15 protein-coding genes are annotated in these 15,811 nt (G+C 73.9%); 3 read left to right on the top strand and 12 right to left on the bottom strand.

Going from position 1 to position 15,811, the window contains the following annotated elements; all coding sequences use genetic code 11:
• Positions 1-412: 412 nt before the first annotated feature.
• From ABZ857_RS32385 to ABZ857_RS32375, 3 genes are read left to right on the top strand one after another with little or no spacing between them, the layout of a single operon-like run.
• Positions 413-1,393 carry a MoxR family ATPase gene (locus tag ABZ857_RS32385; RefSeq protein WP_357050596.1) on the top strand — a complete coding sequence of 327 codons (981 nt, stop codon included), beginning with the start codon at positions 413-415 and terminating at the stop codon, positions 1,391-1,393.
• A gap of 48 nt (positions 1,394-1,441) precedes the next feature.
• Positions 1,442-2,698, top strand: a complete 1,257-nt coding sequence (locus tag ABZ857_RS32380) for a DUF58 domain-containing protein (protein WP_357050593.1) — start codon at positions 1,442-1,444, stop codon at positions 2,696-2,698.
• Positions 2,699-2,733: 35 nt separating this feature from the next.
• A complete protein-coding gene (locus ABZ857_RS32375; protein WP_357050590.1) occupies positions 2,734-5,187 on the top strand; it encodes a DUF3488 and transglutaminase-like domain-containing protein in 2,454 nt (817 codons plus the stop codon).
• 109 nt (positions 5,188-5,296) lie between these two features.
• On the opposite strand, the gene ABZ857_RS32370 is transcribed toward ABZ857_RS32375, so the two are convergent.
• The 12 genes from ABZ857_RS32370 to ABZ857_RS32315 form a co-directional block, all read right to left on the bottom strand.
• Positions 5,297-5,674 (bottom strand): DUF3040 domain-containing protein, encoded by a 378-nt coding sequence (locus ABZ857_RS32370; protein ID WP_357050587.1) that lies wholly within the window; start codon positions 5,672-5,674, stop codon positions 5,297-5,299.
• Between the two features lie 147 nt (positions 5,675-5,821).
• Entirely contained in the window at positions 5,822-7,066 is a 1,245-nt protein-coding gene (locus ABZ857_RS32365; RefSeq protein ID WP_357050584.1) for a DNA polymerase IV, read from the bottom strand.
• A gap of 42 nt (positions 7,067-7,108) precedes the next feature.
• On the bottom strand, positions 7,109-7,831 hold the full coding sequence (locus ABZ857_RS32360) for a methyltransferase domain-containing protein (RefSeq protein WP_357050581.1): 723 nt from the start codon (positions 7,829-7,831) through the stop codon (positions 7,109-7,111).
• A gap of 71 nt (positions 7,832-7,902) precedes the next feature.
• Positions 7,903-8,313 carry a transcription antitermination factor NusB gene (gene nusB / locus ABZ857_RS32355; protein WP_357050578.1) on the bottom strand — a complete coding sequence of 137 codons (411 nt, stop codon included), beginning with the start codon at positions 8,311-8,313 and terminating at the stop codon, positions 7,903-7,905.
• A gap of 1 nt (position 8,314) precedes the next feature.
• The gene (efp, locus tag ABZ857_RS32350; protein ID WP_357050575.1) at positions 8,315-8,875 is read right to left on the bottom strand and encodes an elongation factor P; all 561 of its coding nucleotides are present in this window, start codon (positions 8,873-8,875) and stop codon (positions 8,315-8,317) included.
• Between the two features lie 25 nt (positions 8,876-8,900).
• Positions 8,901-10,007, bottom strand: a complete 1,107-nt coding sequence (locus ABZ857_RS32345; RefSeq protein WP_357050572.1) for an aminopeptidase P family protein — start codon at positions 10,005-10,007, stop codon at positions 8,901-8,903.
• A 327-nt stretch (positions 10,008-10,334) separates the two neighbouring features.
• Entirely contained in the window at positions 10,335-11,369 is a 1,035-nt protein-coding gene (locus ABZ857_RS32340; protein ID WP_357050569.1) for an LLM class F420-dependent oxidoreductase, read from the bottom strand.
• A gap of 182 nt (positions 11,370-11,551) precedes the next feature.
• Complete coding sequence (locus tag ABZ857_RS32335; RefSeq protein WP_357050566.1) at positions 11,552-12,142, bottom strand: nucleotidyltransferase family protein; 591 nt, start codon at positions 12,140-12,142, stop codon at positions 11,552-11,554.
• A complete protein-coding gene (locus ABZ857_RS32330; protein WP_357050563.1) occupies positions 12,139-13,239 on the bottom strand; it encodes an XdhC/CoxI family protein in 1,101 nt (366 codons plus the stop codon). The genes ABZ857_RS32335 and ABZ857_RS32330 overlap by 4 nt, the downstream gene beginning before the upstream one ends.
• Complete coding sequence (locus ABZ857_RS32325) at positions 13,232-14,482, bottom strand: VWA domain-containing protein (protein WP_357050560.1); 1,251 nt, start codon at positions 14,480-14,482, stop codon at positions 13,232-13,234. Before ABZ857_RS32325 ends, ABZ857_RS32330 begins: the two co-directional genes overlap by 8 nt.
• On the bottom strand, positions 14,475-15,377 hold the full coding sequence (locus ABZ857_RS32320; protein WP_357050557.1) for a MoxR family ATPase: 903 nt from the start codon (positions 15,375-15,377) through the stop codon (positions 14,475-14,477). Before ABZ857_RS32320 ends, ABZ857_RS32325 begins: the two co-directional genes overlap by 8 nt.
• 108 nt (positions 15,378-15,485) lie before the next feature.
• Positions 15,486-15,806 carry a metalloregulator ArsR/SmtB family transcription factor gene (locus tag ABZ857_RS32315; protein ID WP_357050554.1) on the bottom strand — a complete coding sequence of 107 codons (321 nt, stop codon included), beginning with the start codon at positions 15,804-15,806 and terminating at the stop codon, positions 15,486-15,488.
• Positions 15,807-15,811 lie beyond the last annotated feature (5 nt).

The raw sequence follows: 15,811 nt of genomic DNA, 5'->3' as shown, positions 1-15,811 counted from the left end.
CCACCCCCCCATTAATTTTTTTCCGCCGGTGTCTTAAATCCTGGGGGGGGGGGGGGGGGGCGTGGGGGGGGGGGGGGGGGGGGGGGCCCCCCCCCCCCCCCCCGGCCCGCGCACGGGCGTGTCGGCGCCCCGGAACCCCCGGCGCGTACGGGGTTCCCGGCGGCGGGCGGGGCCCGGCGGGGGGAAGTGGTGGGGGGAAGTGGAGCGCGCCCGGGCGCCCCGCCATTGCGTGTCACGGGATTCGGACGAGCGCGGCACGTGACCGTGAAGAGACGCCACAACACTGTGGGCAGTTCACCCGGATTTACGGACAAAGTCGCCCTAGAACCACAGGGGACATAGGGTCGGTACACAGAATGGAAAAGGAACGTTTAACGCCCCATTCTCGGGGACGCACCCTCATGGAGGCCTGGTGGCAGTAACTCCCGACGTCACCGATGCGGCAGCCCGGCTCGAGGATCTGGTCGACACCGCCCACCGGATCCGCAACGCGATCGAATCAGTGATCGAGGGCAAGAGCGACGTCGTCCGCCTGACTCTCACCGTGCTCCTGGCGGAGGGCCACCTGCTGATCGAGGACGTGCCCGGCGTGGGCAAGACGATGCTCGCCAAGGCCCTGGCGCGCTCCATCGACTGCCCGGTCAAGCGCGTCCAGTTCACCCCCGACCTGCTGCCGAGCGACATCACCGGGGTCAGCGCGTACAACCAGCAGACACGGGAGTTCGAGTTCAAGCCCGGGCCGGTCTTCGCCAACATCGTCGTCGGCGACGAGATCAACCGCGCCTCCCCCAAGACGCAGTCCGCCCTCCTGGAGTGCATGGAGGAGCACCAGGTGACGGTCGACGGCGTGACCTACGCGCTGGAGTCGCCGTTCATGGTCATCGCGACGCAGAACCCGATCGAGATGGAGGGCACCTATCCCCTCCCCGAGGCGCAGCGCGACCGGTTCACCGCCAAGATCGCGATGGGATACCCGGAGCCGGCCGCCGAGCTGGAGATGCTCGACGTGCACGGCGCCTCCCAGCCGCTGGACAAGATGGAGCCGGTCGCGACCACGGCCGAGGTGGCCGCGCTGATCCAGGCCGTCCGCGCGGTCTACGTCTCCCAGCCGGTCAAGCGCTACGCCGTCGACATGGTGACGGCCACCAGGCACTCCCCCGACCTGCGGCTGGGCGCCTCCCCGCGGGCCACCCTCCATCTGGTGCGCAGCGCGCGGGCCCACGCCGCGCTGTCCGGCCGCGACTACGTGATCCCCGACGACCTGCAGGACCTGGCCGTCCCCGTGCTGGCGCACCGCCTGCTGCCGAGCCTGGAGGCGCAGGGGCAGCGCCGTCATCCGGAGCAGCTCGTCAGCGAGCTGGTGCGGCGCGTCCCCGTCCCCGACGCCAATTGACAACCGGCGTGCCCGGCGAAGTGACAGTGAGCAAGTGACGGAGGGCCCATGACCGGGCTGAAGGCTCTGACCCCGCGGGGACGCTCGTTCCTCGCCTCCGGTGTGGCGGCCCTGCTGTGCGCCCTCGTCCTCGGGGAACAGGACCTGCTGCGCGTGGCCGTGCTGATCATCGCGATGCCGCTGATCGCGTCGCTGGTGGTGGCCCGTACGCGTTACCGCCTGGCCTGCGCCAGACGGCTCGGCCCGGCCCGGGTGCAGGCCGGCGAGGAGAGCACGGTCACCCTGCGGCTGGAGAACGTCACCCGGCTGCCCACCGGGCTGCTGCTGGTGGAGGACACCCTGCAGTACGCGCTGGGCACGCGGCCGAGGTTCGTCCTCGACCGGATGGAGTCGCGCGGCGTCCGGGAGATCGACTACAAGGTCAGCTCCGATCTGCGCGGGCGATTCCCGATCGGGCCGCTGTCCGTGCGGATCGCCGACCCGTTCGGGCTGGTCGAGCTGACCCGCTCGTTCACCATCACCGACACGCTCGTGGTCACCCCCGAGGTGGTGCCGCTGCCGCCGGTGCGCCTGTCGGGCGAGTACAGCGGCGGCGGCGACAGCCGTACGCGGTCGGTCGCGGCGGCGGGCGACGACGACGTGGCGCCCCGCGAGTACCGCCAGGGCGACGACCTGCGCCGGGTCCACTGGCGCTCGACCGCGCGGCGCGGCGAGCTGATGGTCAGGCGCGAGGAGCAGGAGTGGCAGAGCCGGGGCGCGCTGCTGCTCGACACCCGCAGGCACGCCCACCGGGGCGAGGGGCCGCGCTCGTCGTTCGAGGTGGCGGTCTCGGCCGCCGCGTCCATCGGCGTGCACCTGTCCGCGGAGGGGCTCGCGCTGCGCCTGGTCACCGACCAGGGCGCGCGGCACGTGGTGGACACCGGGCAGTCGTGGTCCCTGCTCGACACGCTCGCCGTCATCCGGCAGAGCACGGCGCGGTCGCTGGAGCACGGCATCGGCGCGCTGCGCCAGGGCGGCGGGGAGGGACTGATCATCGCGGTCCTCGGCGCGCTCGACCCGGAGGAGGCCAGGACGCTCGCCCAGCTCAGGCACTCGGGCGTGACCGCCGTCGCGGTCCTGCTCGACCTCGCCTCCTGGGACCGGGCTTCCGGGAACGGGGCCTCCTGGGACGGCGTCGCCGCGGAGAACGCGCGGGCCGCGCGGTCGGTCCTGACCGGCGCCGGGTGGCGGGTGCTCGACCTGCCCGCCGGCGCCTCGCTCGCCGAGGTGTGGCCGGAGGCCGGAAACAAGAGGAGCGCGGCCTGAGCCGGCCGCTCCGGCGTGACGGAAGGTAAGAAGCAATGAAACTGCCGGTTGCGGCGGGTCTGGCCACGGCGGCCGTCACGATCACGCTCTACCCGCTCTTCGAGGGCGGCACCTGGTTCTGGTCCTGCATGGGGGCGATCCTCGTCACCACCGTGGCCGGGGCGGTGGCCTCCCGCCTGGGCGCCCGCCCGTGGGTGGCGCCCGCCGCGACGCCCGTGGCGGTCCTGCTCTACCTGACGCTCGTCTTCACGCCGGAGGAGGCGTGGCTGCGGATCGTCCCCACCAAGGACTCGCTCGTCCTGCTCGCCGAGCTGATCGGCTCCGGGTTCGACGACATCCAGCGATACGCCGCCCCGGTGCCGGCCAACCCCGGCATCACGCTGCTCACCACGGCGGGCGTGGCGCTGATCGCCCTGCTCGTGGACGTCTTCGCGGTGCGGCTGCGCCGGGCGGCGCTGGCCGGTCTGCCGCTGCTCGCCCTGTTCACCGTGCCCGCGGCGGTGATCACCGAGCCCATCGGGTGGCTCGCGTTCGTCGTCGCGGCGTTCGGCTACATCGGTCTGCTCGTCACGGACGGGCGGGAGCGCCTCAGCCGCTGGGGCCGGGCCGTCGTGGTGCGCCGTTCCTCCGGCTCCGCGCGCGGCGCCACCCCCGACACCGAGCGGCTCGCCCTGTCCGGCAAGCGCATCGGCGTGACGGCTATCGCGCTGGCGGTCCTGGTGCCGGCGGCGCTGCCGGCGCTGTCCCCCGATCCGCTGTTCGGCTTCGGCGTGGGCAACGGCCTCGGCGGGGGCGGCGGCAACATCGGCATCCCGGACGCCATCGCCAAGCTCGGCGGCCAGCTCAGGCAGCAGGGCAACGCCACCGTGCTCACCTACACCAGCAGCGACGACGCAGCACGCTACCTGCGGATCTACTCGCTCGACATCTTCGACGGCACGAAGTGGACGCTGGCCCCGCTGCGCGGGCGCCCCGAGGACCGCGTGTCGGAGGGGCCGCTGCCGCCCGCTCCCGGGCTCCGCCCCGAGGTGTCGGTGAAGCGGGCCGAGATGCGGGTCACGATGAGCGAGGACATCGACAAGCTCAACTTCCTGCCGCTGCCGTACCCGGCCCGGCAGGTCGACGCGGACGGCGACTGGCGCGCGGACCGGTCCACGCTCATGGTCTTCTCCACCGAGGACGAGGCGGCCGGGCTGGAGTATCGGGTGGTGACCGAGGAGCCCGAGCCCACCACGGCGGAGCTGCGCACGGCGATGACGCTCCCGGACAGCGACCGCTACCTGCAGCTGCCCGACGGGCTCGACCCCCGGGTGGCCGCCCTCGCGCGCCGGGTCACCGCCGACGCCGCCACCCCGTACGAGGCCGCGGTCGAGCTCCAGGAGTGGTTCACCCGGTCCGGCCGGTTCACCTACGACGTACGCGCGTCCGGATCGGGCGCGCAGGCGCTGTCCCGCTTCCTCCTGCGTGACCGCACCGGCTACTGCGAGCAGTTCGCCGGGGCGATGGCCGTGATGGCGCGTCTGCTCGACATCCCGGCGCGGGTGTCGATCGGCTACACGGGCGGCACCAAGATCGGCGACGTGTGGACGGTCCGCACCCACGACGCCCACGCCTGGCCGGAGCTGTTCTTCGACGGCATCGGCTGGCTGCGGTTCGAGCCCACCCCCGCCGGGGCCGCCGGGCAGGGCACCGCCCAGGTGCCGCCGTACTCGCTGCCCGTCACGCCGACGGCCGGCCCCACCACGGGCCCGTCCGACGGGCCGTCGTCGAGCGAGGAGGAGGACACCGGCCGGAGCGCCGGGCCGGCCCGGCCGAACCCGCGCCAGCTCGAGCGCGACCTCGACGGCATGGCCATCGCGGCCGACCCGGGCACGCCCGTGGCCGTCAAGATCGGGATCGGTGCCGCCGCCGCGCTCGTGCTGCTGTTGCTGCCCGCCGCCGCGCGGCTCTTGGTGCGCCGCCGGCGCCTTCACCGGCTGACGCGGACGGCCGCGGGGGGCCACGCGGCCTGGGCGGAGCTGCGGGACATGCTCACCGACCTGGGAATGGCCGGGGAGCCGAGCGAGACGCCGCGCGCCCTCGGCCGCCGGATCGGCGAGCGGTACGCCCTCGGGCCGCAGGCCGCCGAGTCGCTCGCCCGCGTCGTCACGTCCGAGGAGCGGCTCAGGTACGCTCCCACGCCCTCGGCGTCGGGGCCCGTCCCGGCGGACCTGCGCCGGATCAGGCGCGACCTGGCGGGGAGGGCCTCACGGTGGCGGCGCCTGGGGGCCGTGCTGGCCCCGGTGTCCGTCCTGCTGCGGGTGCGGGCCGCCGGCGAGGGCGTGCTCGACGTGTTCGACCGGCTGGAGGGACTGCGTCCCCGGCTCTGGCAGGCGACGGGGTCGGGCGGGACGCGCGGGACGGCCACGACGCCGGGGCGTTTCGGCGCCGCACGGGCCGGAGCCGGCGACTCCGGGAGGGAGCGGACACTGACCGGCGCCCGCCGCTGACCGGCCGTCCCCGGGGGAAGAGCACCGGCCGCCGCATACGACTCGGTGGGCCCGCGTTCGCGGGCCCACCGGTGTTGCCTTGGATGGGGAGCGGTGGCTCAGGTGGGGATCAGTGCTCGTCGTGGCGGCGGCGCCAGCGCTCTTCCATGCGCTCCATGAAGCTCTGGCGCTGGGGACGGCGGCCGCGGCCGCGGGACGGCGGGGAGTCACCGAACCCGTTCATGCGCTTCCAGCTCGACAGGCCCCACAGGCAGGTGGCGAGCATGACCACGAAGCCGGCGGCACCGAGCCAGATCTGGGCCGCGACGACGCCGACCATCAGCAGGACCACGCCGAGTGCGAAGCCTATGGAGGCCTTCACCAGGCGGCGCTTGTAGTGGCTGCGCGGATCGCTGATCCGTACGGTGTTCGCCCACTTCGGGTCCTCGGCATAGAGGGCCTGCTCGATCTGGTCGAGCAAGCGCTGCTCGTGCTCAGACAGCGGCACGGCGCCTCCCAAGGACGGCCCCATTCAGGGGAAGACGGCAACGGACGACACGGGGTGTCCGAACCTCGCGGTCGGTTATCCCCAGAATACGAGGCCTCAGACGTAGGCGAAAGAAAACGTCCAACGCGGTCCAAACCGGAGGTGACGTCATGAACCTATTGGACCAAACGGACGCCGAACAAGCGACGCCGGCTTCACCGCGTCCGGGCCGAAGCGGCGGGCCGCCCGGTCCATGGCCTGTTCGGCCTCCCGCCAGCCGGTCTCCCGCTCTCCCAGGCCCAGCTGGCGCGTCGCCGCGGTGGCCGGAATCAGGTTCTCCACACGCACGCCGACCAGCCGCAGCCGCACCCGCTCCAGCCCGGCGGCCTCGTAGAGCTCGCATGATGTGTCGAAAATCTCCTTCGCGACGTCGGTCGCCTCGCGCAGCGTACGCGACCGGGTGATGGTCGTGAAGTCGGATCGGCGGAGTTTGACGCTGACCGTGCGGCCGACGTGCCCGCCGGCCCGCAGGCGCGCGGCGACCCGCTCCGACAGCCGCAGCAGCTCACGCCTGATCGTCTCGGGGTCGTCGACGTCGTGTGGGAACGTCTCCTCGTTGCCGATGCTCTTGTCGGGCGCGTGCGGCACCACCCGGCGCTCGTCGCGCCCCCAGGCGAGGGCCGCCAGGTGCGCGCCGACGGCGCCGAACTCGCGCTGGAGCGTCGCCACCGGCACCTGGGCCAGATCCCCCACGGTGCGGATGCCGAGCCGTACGAGGGCCTGCTCGGTGCGCTCCCCGACGCCCCACAGGGCGGCGACGGGCAGCGGGTGCAGGAACTCCACGACCCTGTCGGCCGGGACCACGAGCAGGCCGTCCGGCTTGCACTGGCGCGAGGCGAGCTTGGCCACGAACTTCGTGCTCGCCACCCCCACCGAGCAGGTGATGCCGTACCGCTCGGCGACCTGGGCGCGGATCGTCCGAGCGATGGCCGCGGGGCTGCCGAGCCTGCGGCGGGCCCCGCCGACGTTGAGGAACGCCTCATCGGAGGCGATCGGCTCCACCTCGGGGGTGATCGCCTGGAAGATCTCCATGACGCCCCGGGACACCTCGGCGTACTTGGCGTGCCGGGGCGGGATGACCGTCGCCTGCGGGCAGATGCGCCGGGCCCGTGTCATCGGCATCGCCGAGTGCACCCCGAACCCGCGGGCCTCGTAGGTGGCGCTGAGCACGACACCGCGCGCGCCGGTGGCGCCGACGATGACCGGGGTGCCCCGCAGCTCGGGGCGGTCGAGCAGCTCGACGCTGGCGTAGAAGGCGTCCATGTCCACGTGCAGGATCGGGCAGCCGCTGTCGTCGGCCGGCCCGTCCGGCGGTGGCGACGGATCCCGAGGCAGCAGCTGGTTCCGGGACATGAGGTCACCCTACCCGACCACCGCGCTATCCGAACATTGTTTCTATTCGCGGTACGCGATGACGTGGATCTGGGTGGCGATGTCACGGAGCACGGGATGGGTCGCCGCCGCCCGCTCCAGGGCGACCAGGCCGTCGGGGTCGCTCTCGGCCAGCATGCCCGGGACGAGGTCGGCGAAGATCCGCACGCCGTGCACCTCGCCGACGGCGAACCCGGCCGCGGCCAGCAGCGCGCCCAGCGTCTCGCGGGAGAAGCGGCGCGGCGTGGGGTCGCGGTCGCCCCAGCGGCCGGCCGGGTCCGACAGCACCCGGCGCGCCTCGTCGAAGTGGCCGGCCAGCGAGCGGTGGACGGCCGCGGCGACCGAGTTGGCGGCCAGCACGCTCACCACGCCGCCCGGCCGCAGGATGCCGGCGACCGCGCCCAGCGCGCCCGCCGGGTCCTCGACGTACTCCAGCACGCTGTGGCACAGCACCAGGTCGGCGCTGCCGGGCTCCAGCAGGTCGGCGAGGTCGGCGGCGTCGCCCTGCAGGCCCTTCACGCCGACGCCCGTCTCCGCGGCGCGGCGCTCCAGCGCGGCCAGCGAGTCGGGGGTCGGGTCGACCACGGTCACGGCGTGCCCGAGCGTGGCCAGCGGCACGGCGAAGCCGCCCGTGCCGCCGCCGGCGTCCACGATGTCGAGCGTGTCACGCCCGGTGGCGGCCGTCCGCTCGGCCAGGAGCGCGCGCAGCGCCTCCCAGACGACGGCGCGGCGTGTGGCGTCACGCACTTGCGGCCTCCCTGTCGGGCCAATCGAGGCGGTCGGAGTCGAGGGGCTGTCGAGGCTGTCGGCTGCCGGGTTCAGAGCGAGAGCGAGGGCTTGAGCTGCTTGAAGCGGGCCAGCAGTCCGTTGACGAACTGCGGCGACTCGTCGGTCGACAGCTCCGCGGCAAGGTGCACCCACTCGCTGATGACCACGCCCTCCGGGACCTCCTCCGACCACAGCATCTCGTACGTCCCGCCGCGCAGCACGTTGCGGTCGACGGCCGGCATGCGCTCCAGGGTCCAGCCCTCGGCGTACGTCGAGATCAGCTCGTCGATGCGCTCCAGGTGCCGGACCACGCCCTCGACGAGGAAGGAGGTGTACTCGTTGACCGGCGGGTCCGCCCGCTCCACCCGCTCGGCGAGCACGCTGAGCGGGCTCACCTGCCGGGCCTCGGCCTCGAAGAGGATGTCCAGCGCGCGGCGGCGGGCCTTCCCCCGAGCCGACACGTCAGGCCCGACCGAGGTACTCGCCGGTGCGAGTGTCGACCTTGACCTTCTCGCCGGTCGTGATGAAGAGCGGAACCTTGATCTCGGCGCCGGTCTCCAGGGTCGCGGGCTTGGTGCCGCCGGTGGAGCGGTCGCCCTGCAGGCCCGGCTCGGTGTGGGAGATCGTCAGTTCCACGGCCGCCGGGAGGTCGACGTACAGCGGGTTGCCCTCGTTGAAGGCGACGGTCGCGGTCGTGTTCTCCAGCATGTAGTTGGCGGCGGTGCCCACCACCTCGCGCGCGACGTTGACCATGTCGTAGGTCTCGGTGTCCATGAACACGAAGTCGTCGCCGTCGAGATAGGAGTACTGCATCTCCCGCTTGTCGACGTTCGCCACGTCGACCTTCACGCCGGCGTTGAACGTCTTGTCGACGACCTTGCCGGACAGGACGTTCTTGAGCTTGGTGCGGACGAACGCGCCGCCCTTACCCGGCTTGACGTGCTGGAACTCGACAACGGTCCACAGCTCCCCGCCGTCGAGCTTGAGCACGAGTCCGTTCTTCAGGTCGTTCGTCGTCGCCACGTAGCGTCTCCCGCGTGCGGCTGCCCTACAGGACGAGCAGCTCCTTGGTCGTCAGTGTGAGAAGCTCCGGCCCGTCACCACGCGTCACAAGCGTGTCCTCGATGCGCACACCGCCCCTGCCCGGGAGATAGACCCCCGGCTCGACGGTGATCGGAACTCGATCCTCTAGTCTACCGGTCCTGCCAGGGCCCAGGAACGGCAGCTCGTGGATCTCCAGGCCGACTCCGTGGCCCAGCCCGTGGCCGAACCTCTCACCGTGACCCGCCTCCGCGATCACCTCACGCGCCGCGGCGTCCACCTCGTGCGCCGTCGCCCCCGGCCGTACGGCGTGGCGGCCCGCGCGCTGTGCCTGCCGTACGAGGTCGTGGAGGTCGCGCTGCCACGGGGCGGGCGGGCCCACCGCGACCGTGCGGGTCATGTCGGCGTGGTAGCCGTCGTAGCGGGCGCCGAAGTCCATGGTGACCAGGTCGCCCCGCTCGACCGGCCGGTCCGAGGGCGAGTGGTGCGGGATCGATCCGTTGGGGCCGCTCGCCACGATGGAGTCGAAGGCCGGTTTGTCCGCGCCGAGCTCGACCATGGCGGCCTCCAGCCACCGGGCGATCTCCCGCTCCGTGACCCCAGGAGCGATGCGCGCCACGACCAGGGAGAACGCCTCATCGGTGATCGCGCAGGCGCGGCGCAGCGCCCCGATCTCCCCCTCGTCCTTCACGGCCCTGACGGCCTCCACCAGACCGCCGACCGGTGTGAGGCCGGAGTGCTCGGCCGACAGCCGCTGGAACAGCCCCACCGGCATGTGGTCGGCCTCCACCGCGACCCGTGCGGCGCCCGGGCCCCGCTTGAGCAGGGCCCCCGCGACGTCGCGGCCCTCGATCACCTCGACGCCCGCGCACACCGCCTCGGCCGTCTCCAGGTAGCGCGAGTCGGTGGCGAGCGCGGCCTCCCCCGCCGCGGTGACGAGCACGGCGGCGTTGGAGCTGGTCAGGCCGGTCAGGTAGCGCACGTTGACCGGCCAGGTGACGAGGGCGGCCGCGGCCTCGTGCTCGCGCAGCGCCCCGGCCAGCCGGGCGCGGCGCGCGGCATGGATCGCGGCCGGGGAGACGGCCGCGTCCCCTGCCGGCGCGTTCCCTGCCAAGGCGTTCCCTGCCGGTGCGTTTCCGCCTGGTGTGTCCCCGGCCGGCCTGCCGGTCCCCCCGGCGTGAGTCCCTGTGGCGTGAGTCCCTGTGGCGTGAGTCCCTGCGGCATCGGTCACGGACGGACTCTACCGCCGCGTCCGCGCCTGCCTTCGAGGCATCCCCGCCCGCGAAGGTCACGCCCGCGTACGACCGCGTGAGGCTCGCGCGCCCCAGCGATCCTCCACCGCGTCGCCGACGCCCGCCCGGCCGGCCGACGGCGGCGGGCCGGGAGGAACGGCGAGGACGCGCGGCCCCGCGCCGGCGGCGGGGCGCGGGATCCGGACGGGTCAGGAGGCCAGGTCCCGGATCTTCTCGATCAGCCGGACCCGCTCCTCGTGCGTGTGGGCCATGGGGGCGACGTTGAGCGTGGTGACCCCCGCCTCGCGCAGCGCGGCCAGCCGCTCCCTGACGTGCCCCTCGGGGCCGACCAGGGACATCCGCTCCAGCAGTTCCCTGGGCACCAGCGCCCCGGCTTCCTTCTTCTTGCCCTCCAGGTAGAGGTCCTGGATCTGCTCGGCCTCCTTCTCGTAGCCGTAGCGGCGGGCCAGGTCGTTGTAGAAGTTCCTGCCCTTGGCGCCCATGCCGCCGATGTAGAGGGCGGCCGTGTAGCGGCCCACCTCCAGCACGTCGTCGACGTCGTCGCCGATCGCCAGCATGGCCTGGGCGATCACGTCCAGCTCGCCGAGGGCGGGGTCCCTGCGCTCCCGCCCGGCGGCGAGCGACGCGCCCCACACGTCGCCTGCCTTCTCGGGCACGAAGAAGATCGGCTCCCAGCCCTCCGCCAGCTCGGCGGCCAGCTGCACGTTCTTCGGCCCGATCGCCGCGATCACGATCGGGATGCGCTCGCGCACCGGGTGGTTGATCAGCTTGAGCGGCTTGCCGAGGCCGGTGCCCCCCTCCAGCGGCAGCGTGTAGTGCTTGCCCGCGTACTCCAGCCGCTCGCGCCGCCACACCTTGCGGCAGATCTCGATGACCTCGCGGGTGCGGCCCAGCGGCGCGGTGTACGGCACGCCGTGGAAGCCCTCGATGACCTGCGGTCCTGACGTGCCGATGCCGAGCGTGAACCGCCCGTCGGAGACGTAGTCGAGGCCGGCGGCGGTCATGGCCAGCAGGGCCGGCGTGCGGGAGTAGATCGGCAGGATGCCCGAGGCGATCTGCAGCCGCTCGGTCCTCGCCGCGATGTAACCGAGCTGGCTGACGGCGTCGAAGCTGTACGCCTCGGCCACGAACACGACGTCGAGCCCGGCCTTCTCGTAGTCGGCCAGCTCGGCGACGGTCTCCTTGAAGCCCCCCGAGTAGTTGAGGGCCATCCCGATCCGCATCCGCTTCGTCCTTCCGCGCGTTGAACCCGCCAGTAACCGAATGATGTTCCGTACTCGGGTTCCAAGGCTAGTGATGCGGACCGGGGATGACCACCGTCAGGGTCGGCGGGCGACGCCTCCGAGCACCGGCGGGAAGCCGGCGGGAAGCCGCCCTGCGGCGGCAGCGCGGCAGGCGGCGGGGATCAGTCCTCACGGAGCCGCCCCTTGTGGAGTCGACACAGGTCAGCGGGGGTGTCGACGTCCGCGGGGTCGCCCACGTCGTCGCAGGGCACGGCCGTGACCAGTTCGGGATGCGCGCGCAGGAAGGGCCTCGCGCCCACGTCGCCCTCGGCGAGCGCGGCCACCTCCGCCAGGTGCTCGCGCGCGATCAGCACCGGGTTGCGGGGCGCCCCGCCGTACGCCGCGACGGCGACGCGGGCGCCGGCCTCGAACGCCGCGATCAGCCGGCGCACCGCCTCGGGCCGCACCAGCGGCTGGTCGGCCAGCGCGATCACCACCGCGGGGGCGGACGGCGGGAGCGCGCGCAGCCCGGCCCGCAGCGACGACCCCATGCCGGTCGCCCAGCCGGGATTGCGCACGACGACCGCGCCGGTGACCGGCACGTCGGCGGCCCCGAGCACGACCAGCACCGGCCGGCACCCGCCCTCGGCGAGCAGCCGCACACCCCGGTCGGCCAGCCGCTCCCCCTCGAACTCCACCAGCGCCTTCGGCCCGCCGAACCGGCTGCCGCCCCCCGCGGCGAGCAGCAGCCCGGCGACCTCCCCACCGCTCACCGTGAGTCTCCATGGATGCGTCCCGACGTCTCGGTGAGCGGCCTGCCGCTGCCGCCCCAGCGCAGCTGGATCAGCTCGGCCGCGATCGACACGGCCGTCTCCTCCGGCGTGCGCGCCCCGAGGTCGAGCCCGATCGGCGACCTCAGCCGGGCCAGTTCGCCTTCGGTCAGGCCGGCCTCGCGCAGCCGCGCCAGCCGGTCCGCGTGCGTGCGCCGCGACCCCATGGCCCCGACGTACGCCGCGGGGGTGCGCAGGGCCACCTCCAGCAGCGGGACGTCGAACTTCGGGTCGTGGGTGAGCACGCAGACGGCGGTGCGCTCGTCCACCTCGGCGGCGGCCAGATAGTCGTGCGGCCAGGCCACCACGACCTCGTCGGCCTCGGGGAACCGCTTGGCCGTGGCGAAGACCGGCCGCGCGTCGCACACCACCACGTGGTAGCCGAGGAATCGGCCGATCCGAGCGACGGCCGCGGCGAAGTCGATCGCGCCGAAGACCAGCATGCGCGGCGGCGGCGCGAACGACTGCACGAACACCCGCAGGTCGTCCAGCCGCCGCTCGCCCTCGGGGCCGTAGCGCCGCACGCCGGTCAGGCCCTGCGCGAGCATGCCGCGCGCGTCGTCGTCCACCGCGTCGTCGAGCCGGGCCGAGCCGAGCGAGCCCGCCGCCCGGTCCGGCCAGACCACGCGGCGCGCCCCCACGCGGCCGGGGCCCGCGACGATCGTGGCCACCGCGACCGGACGCCGCGCGGCGACGTCCGCGGCGACCTCCCCCAGTTGGGGATAGTCCTGCCGGGAGACCGGCTCCACGAACACGTCGATGATCCCGCCGCAGGTCAGGCCGACCGCGAACGCGTCGTCGTCGCTCACGCCGTACCGCTGCAGCACCGGTGTCCCGGTGGCGACGACCTGCGCGGCGAGGTCGTAGACCGCCCCCTCGACGCAGCCGCCGGACACGCTGCCGGCCGCCTCGCCGTCGAGGACGGCCATGGCCGCGCCGGGCGGGCGCGGCGCGCTGCGGAAGGTGCCGACGACGGTGGCCAGGCCGAACCGCCGCCCCTGCTCCCACCACCGCAGCACCTGGTCCAGCACGTCACGCATCGGCCCCTCCCCTCCGCACGGCCCGCACCGGCCGGTCGCCGGCCAGCAGCGCGGCCAACTCCTCGTAGGCGGCCAAGCTGTGCCCGGCGACGAAGTCCGTGACGTACGGCAGCGCCGCGCGGATGCCCGCGGTCAGCGGCCGGTACGCCGGGTCGCCCTTGTGCGGGTTGACCCACACGACGCGGCGGGCGAGCCGGGACAGCCGGGCCATCTGCGCGCCCAGCAGGTCGGCCGGGCCCCGCTCCCACCCGTCGGAGGCGATCACGACGATCGCGCCCCGGGGGTCGGGCAGGCGCAGCAGCTCCCGCACCTCCTCCCCCAGCCGGGTGCCGCCGCTCCAGTCCGGGATCGCCGCCGAGCACTCGTCCATGGCGAGGCCGGGGTCGCGGTGACGCAGCGCGGCGGTGATCCTGGTGAGGCGGGTGCCCGCGCTGAACACCTCGGTCGCCCCCGGCTCCGCGCGCACCAGCGCGTGGGCGAAGCGCAGCAGCGTGTCGGCGTAGGCGGCCATCGAGCCGCTCACGTCCACGAGCATGACGACCCGCCGCGGCCGTTCGCTGCGCACGCGGCGGCGCAGCCGGGCCGGTTCCCCGCCGTGCCGCAGGATCTCCCTGACCGTGCGCCGCGCGTCGGTCGCTCCGCCGTGGGGCGACGGGCGGTAGCGCCTCGACCTGCGCGGCTGCCGCGCGCCGCGCAGCAGTGCGAGCAGGCGGTGCACCTCCCGCCGCTCGGCCTCGCTCATCCGTGCCACGTCCCGGTGCCGCAGCACCTCGATCTCGCTCGCGGTGGCGGGGGGCGCGCCGGGCTCGCCCGCCGGTCCCGGCTCCCCGCCGCCGTACGGCGCCGCCACCGGTCGGGTCACGGAGACGGCCGTGCCGCGCACGCGGTGCGGCGTGGAGAAGGCGGCGGAGAAGTAGGCGGCGAAGCAGCGGTCGTAGCGGGGCAGGTCGTCGGGCCCGGCGCACAGGGTGGCACGGCCCGCCCAGTAGACGTTCCGGACGTCGGCGGCGTCGAGGTGGCCGAGCGCCGCGAGGAAGCTCCGGGTGCGATGGTGGTCGGCCGCGACGCCGGCCGCCCGGAGCGTCCGGGCGAACCCGGTCAGCACCGCGACCGGCTCGGGAGCGGGCGGCCCGGGAAGGCGCTGGTCCGGGAGGCGCGGGTCCGGAGAGGGCCTGTCCGGACAGGGCCTGCCCGGAGAGGGCCGGCCACTGCCCTTCCGGCCGTCCCCGCGCCGGTCAGCCACGGCCGCCGTCCGGCGCGAGCAGCCCCCGGGCCCGGACGGTCTCCTGGTCCTCCCGGTGCTTGAGCACGGCGCCCAGCGTGGCGGCGGCCAGGGCGGGGTCGAGCTCCACCGCGCCCAGCGTGAGCAGCGCCTCGGTCCAGTCGAGGGTCTCGGCGATGCCCGGCGGCTTGAGCAGGCCGGCCTGGCGCATCCGTCCCGCCGCCCGCGCCACGTCCGCCGCGAGCCGCTCGGCGCATCCGGGCAGGCGCCGCCGCAGGATCGCGACCTCCCGGTCGAACCCCGGGTGCTCCAGCCAGTGGTAGAGGCAGCGCCGTTTGAGCGCGTCGTGCACCTCGCGGGTCCGGTTGGAGGTCAGGACGACGACCGGCGGGGTCGAGGCGCTGATCGTCCCGATCTCCGGCACCGAGATCGTGAAGTCGGACAGCACCTCCAGCAGGAACGCCTCGAACTCGTCGTCGGCCCGGTCGATCTCGTCCACCAGCAGCACGCTCGGCTGCGTCTCCAGGGCCCGCAGCAGCGGCCTGGCGATGAGGAACCGGCGGTCGTAGATCTCGCCCTCCAGCGCGGCGACGTCGGCCACGCCGGCCGCCTCGGCCGCCTTGAGATGCAGGAGCTGGCGCGGGAAGTCCCAGTCGTACATGGCCTGCGCCGCGTCGAGACCCTCGTGGCACTGCAGCCTGATCAGCGGCGCGTCCAGGATCGCCGCCAGCGTCTTGGCCAGCTCGGTCTTGCCGACGCCCGCCTCGCCTTCCAGGAACAGCGGCCGGCCCATCTTCAGTGCGAGGTAGGCCGCGGTCGTCACGCCCTCGTCGGCCAGGTAGTCGTGGTGGTCGAGCAGCTCCGCCAGCCTCGCCGGCGCGTCGATGTCCGAGATCGTGGTCGTCCGCCGCAGCACACGGACAGGCTACGTGGCGGGCGTTCGGCGAGGCTCTGGCCGAATCCGCCAAAGCCGGGCGCCTCACACGGCGCCGCGTCGCCACGATCGCACAGATCCGCCCGGGTGCTACTCGGAAATCGTGCCGAGCACGGCGTCCAGCAGGCCGGGGAAGCGGTCGTCCAGATCCTCGCGGCGCAGGCTCACGTACCGCTGCCGGCCCTCCGGGACGTTGCGGATCACGCCGGCCTCGCGGAGGGTCTTCAGGTGGTGCGACAGCGTCGACTTCGGCACCTCTCCCCCGGTGGGCTGGCACGCCGCCACCTCCAGCGGGCCCTGCGCGAGCCGCCGTACGAGCGCCAGCCGCGAGGGGTCGCTGAGCGCGAACAGGACGTCGGTCAGCACCAGGCTCGCGGCGTCGGGGTGTGGTAGGTCCCGGGCTCCAGGCATGGTTC

This window comes from Microbispora sp. NPDC046933, assembly GCF_040644635.1.
In the GTDB taxonomy this organism is placed as follows: Bacteria; Actinomycetota; Actinomycetes; order Streptosporangiales; family Streptosporangiaceae; genus Microbispora.
This window is presented reverse-complemented; position numbering and strand designations above follow the sequence as displayed.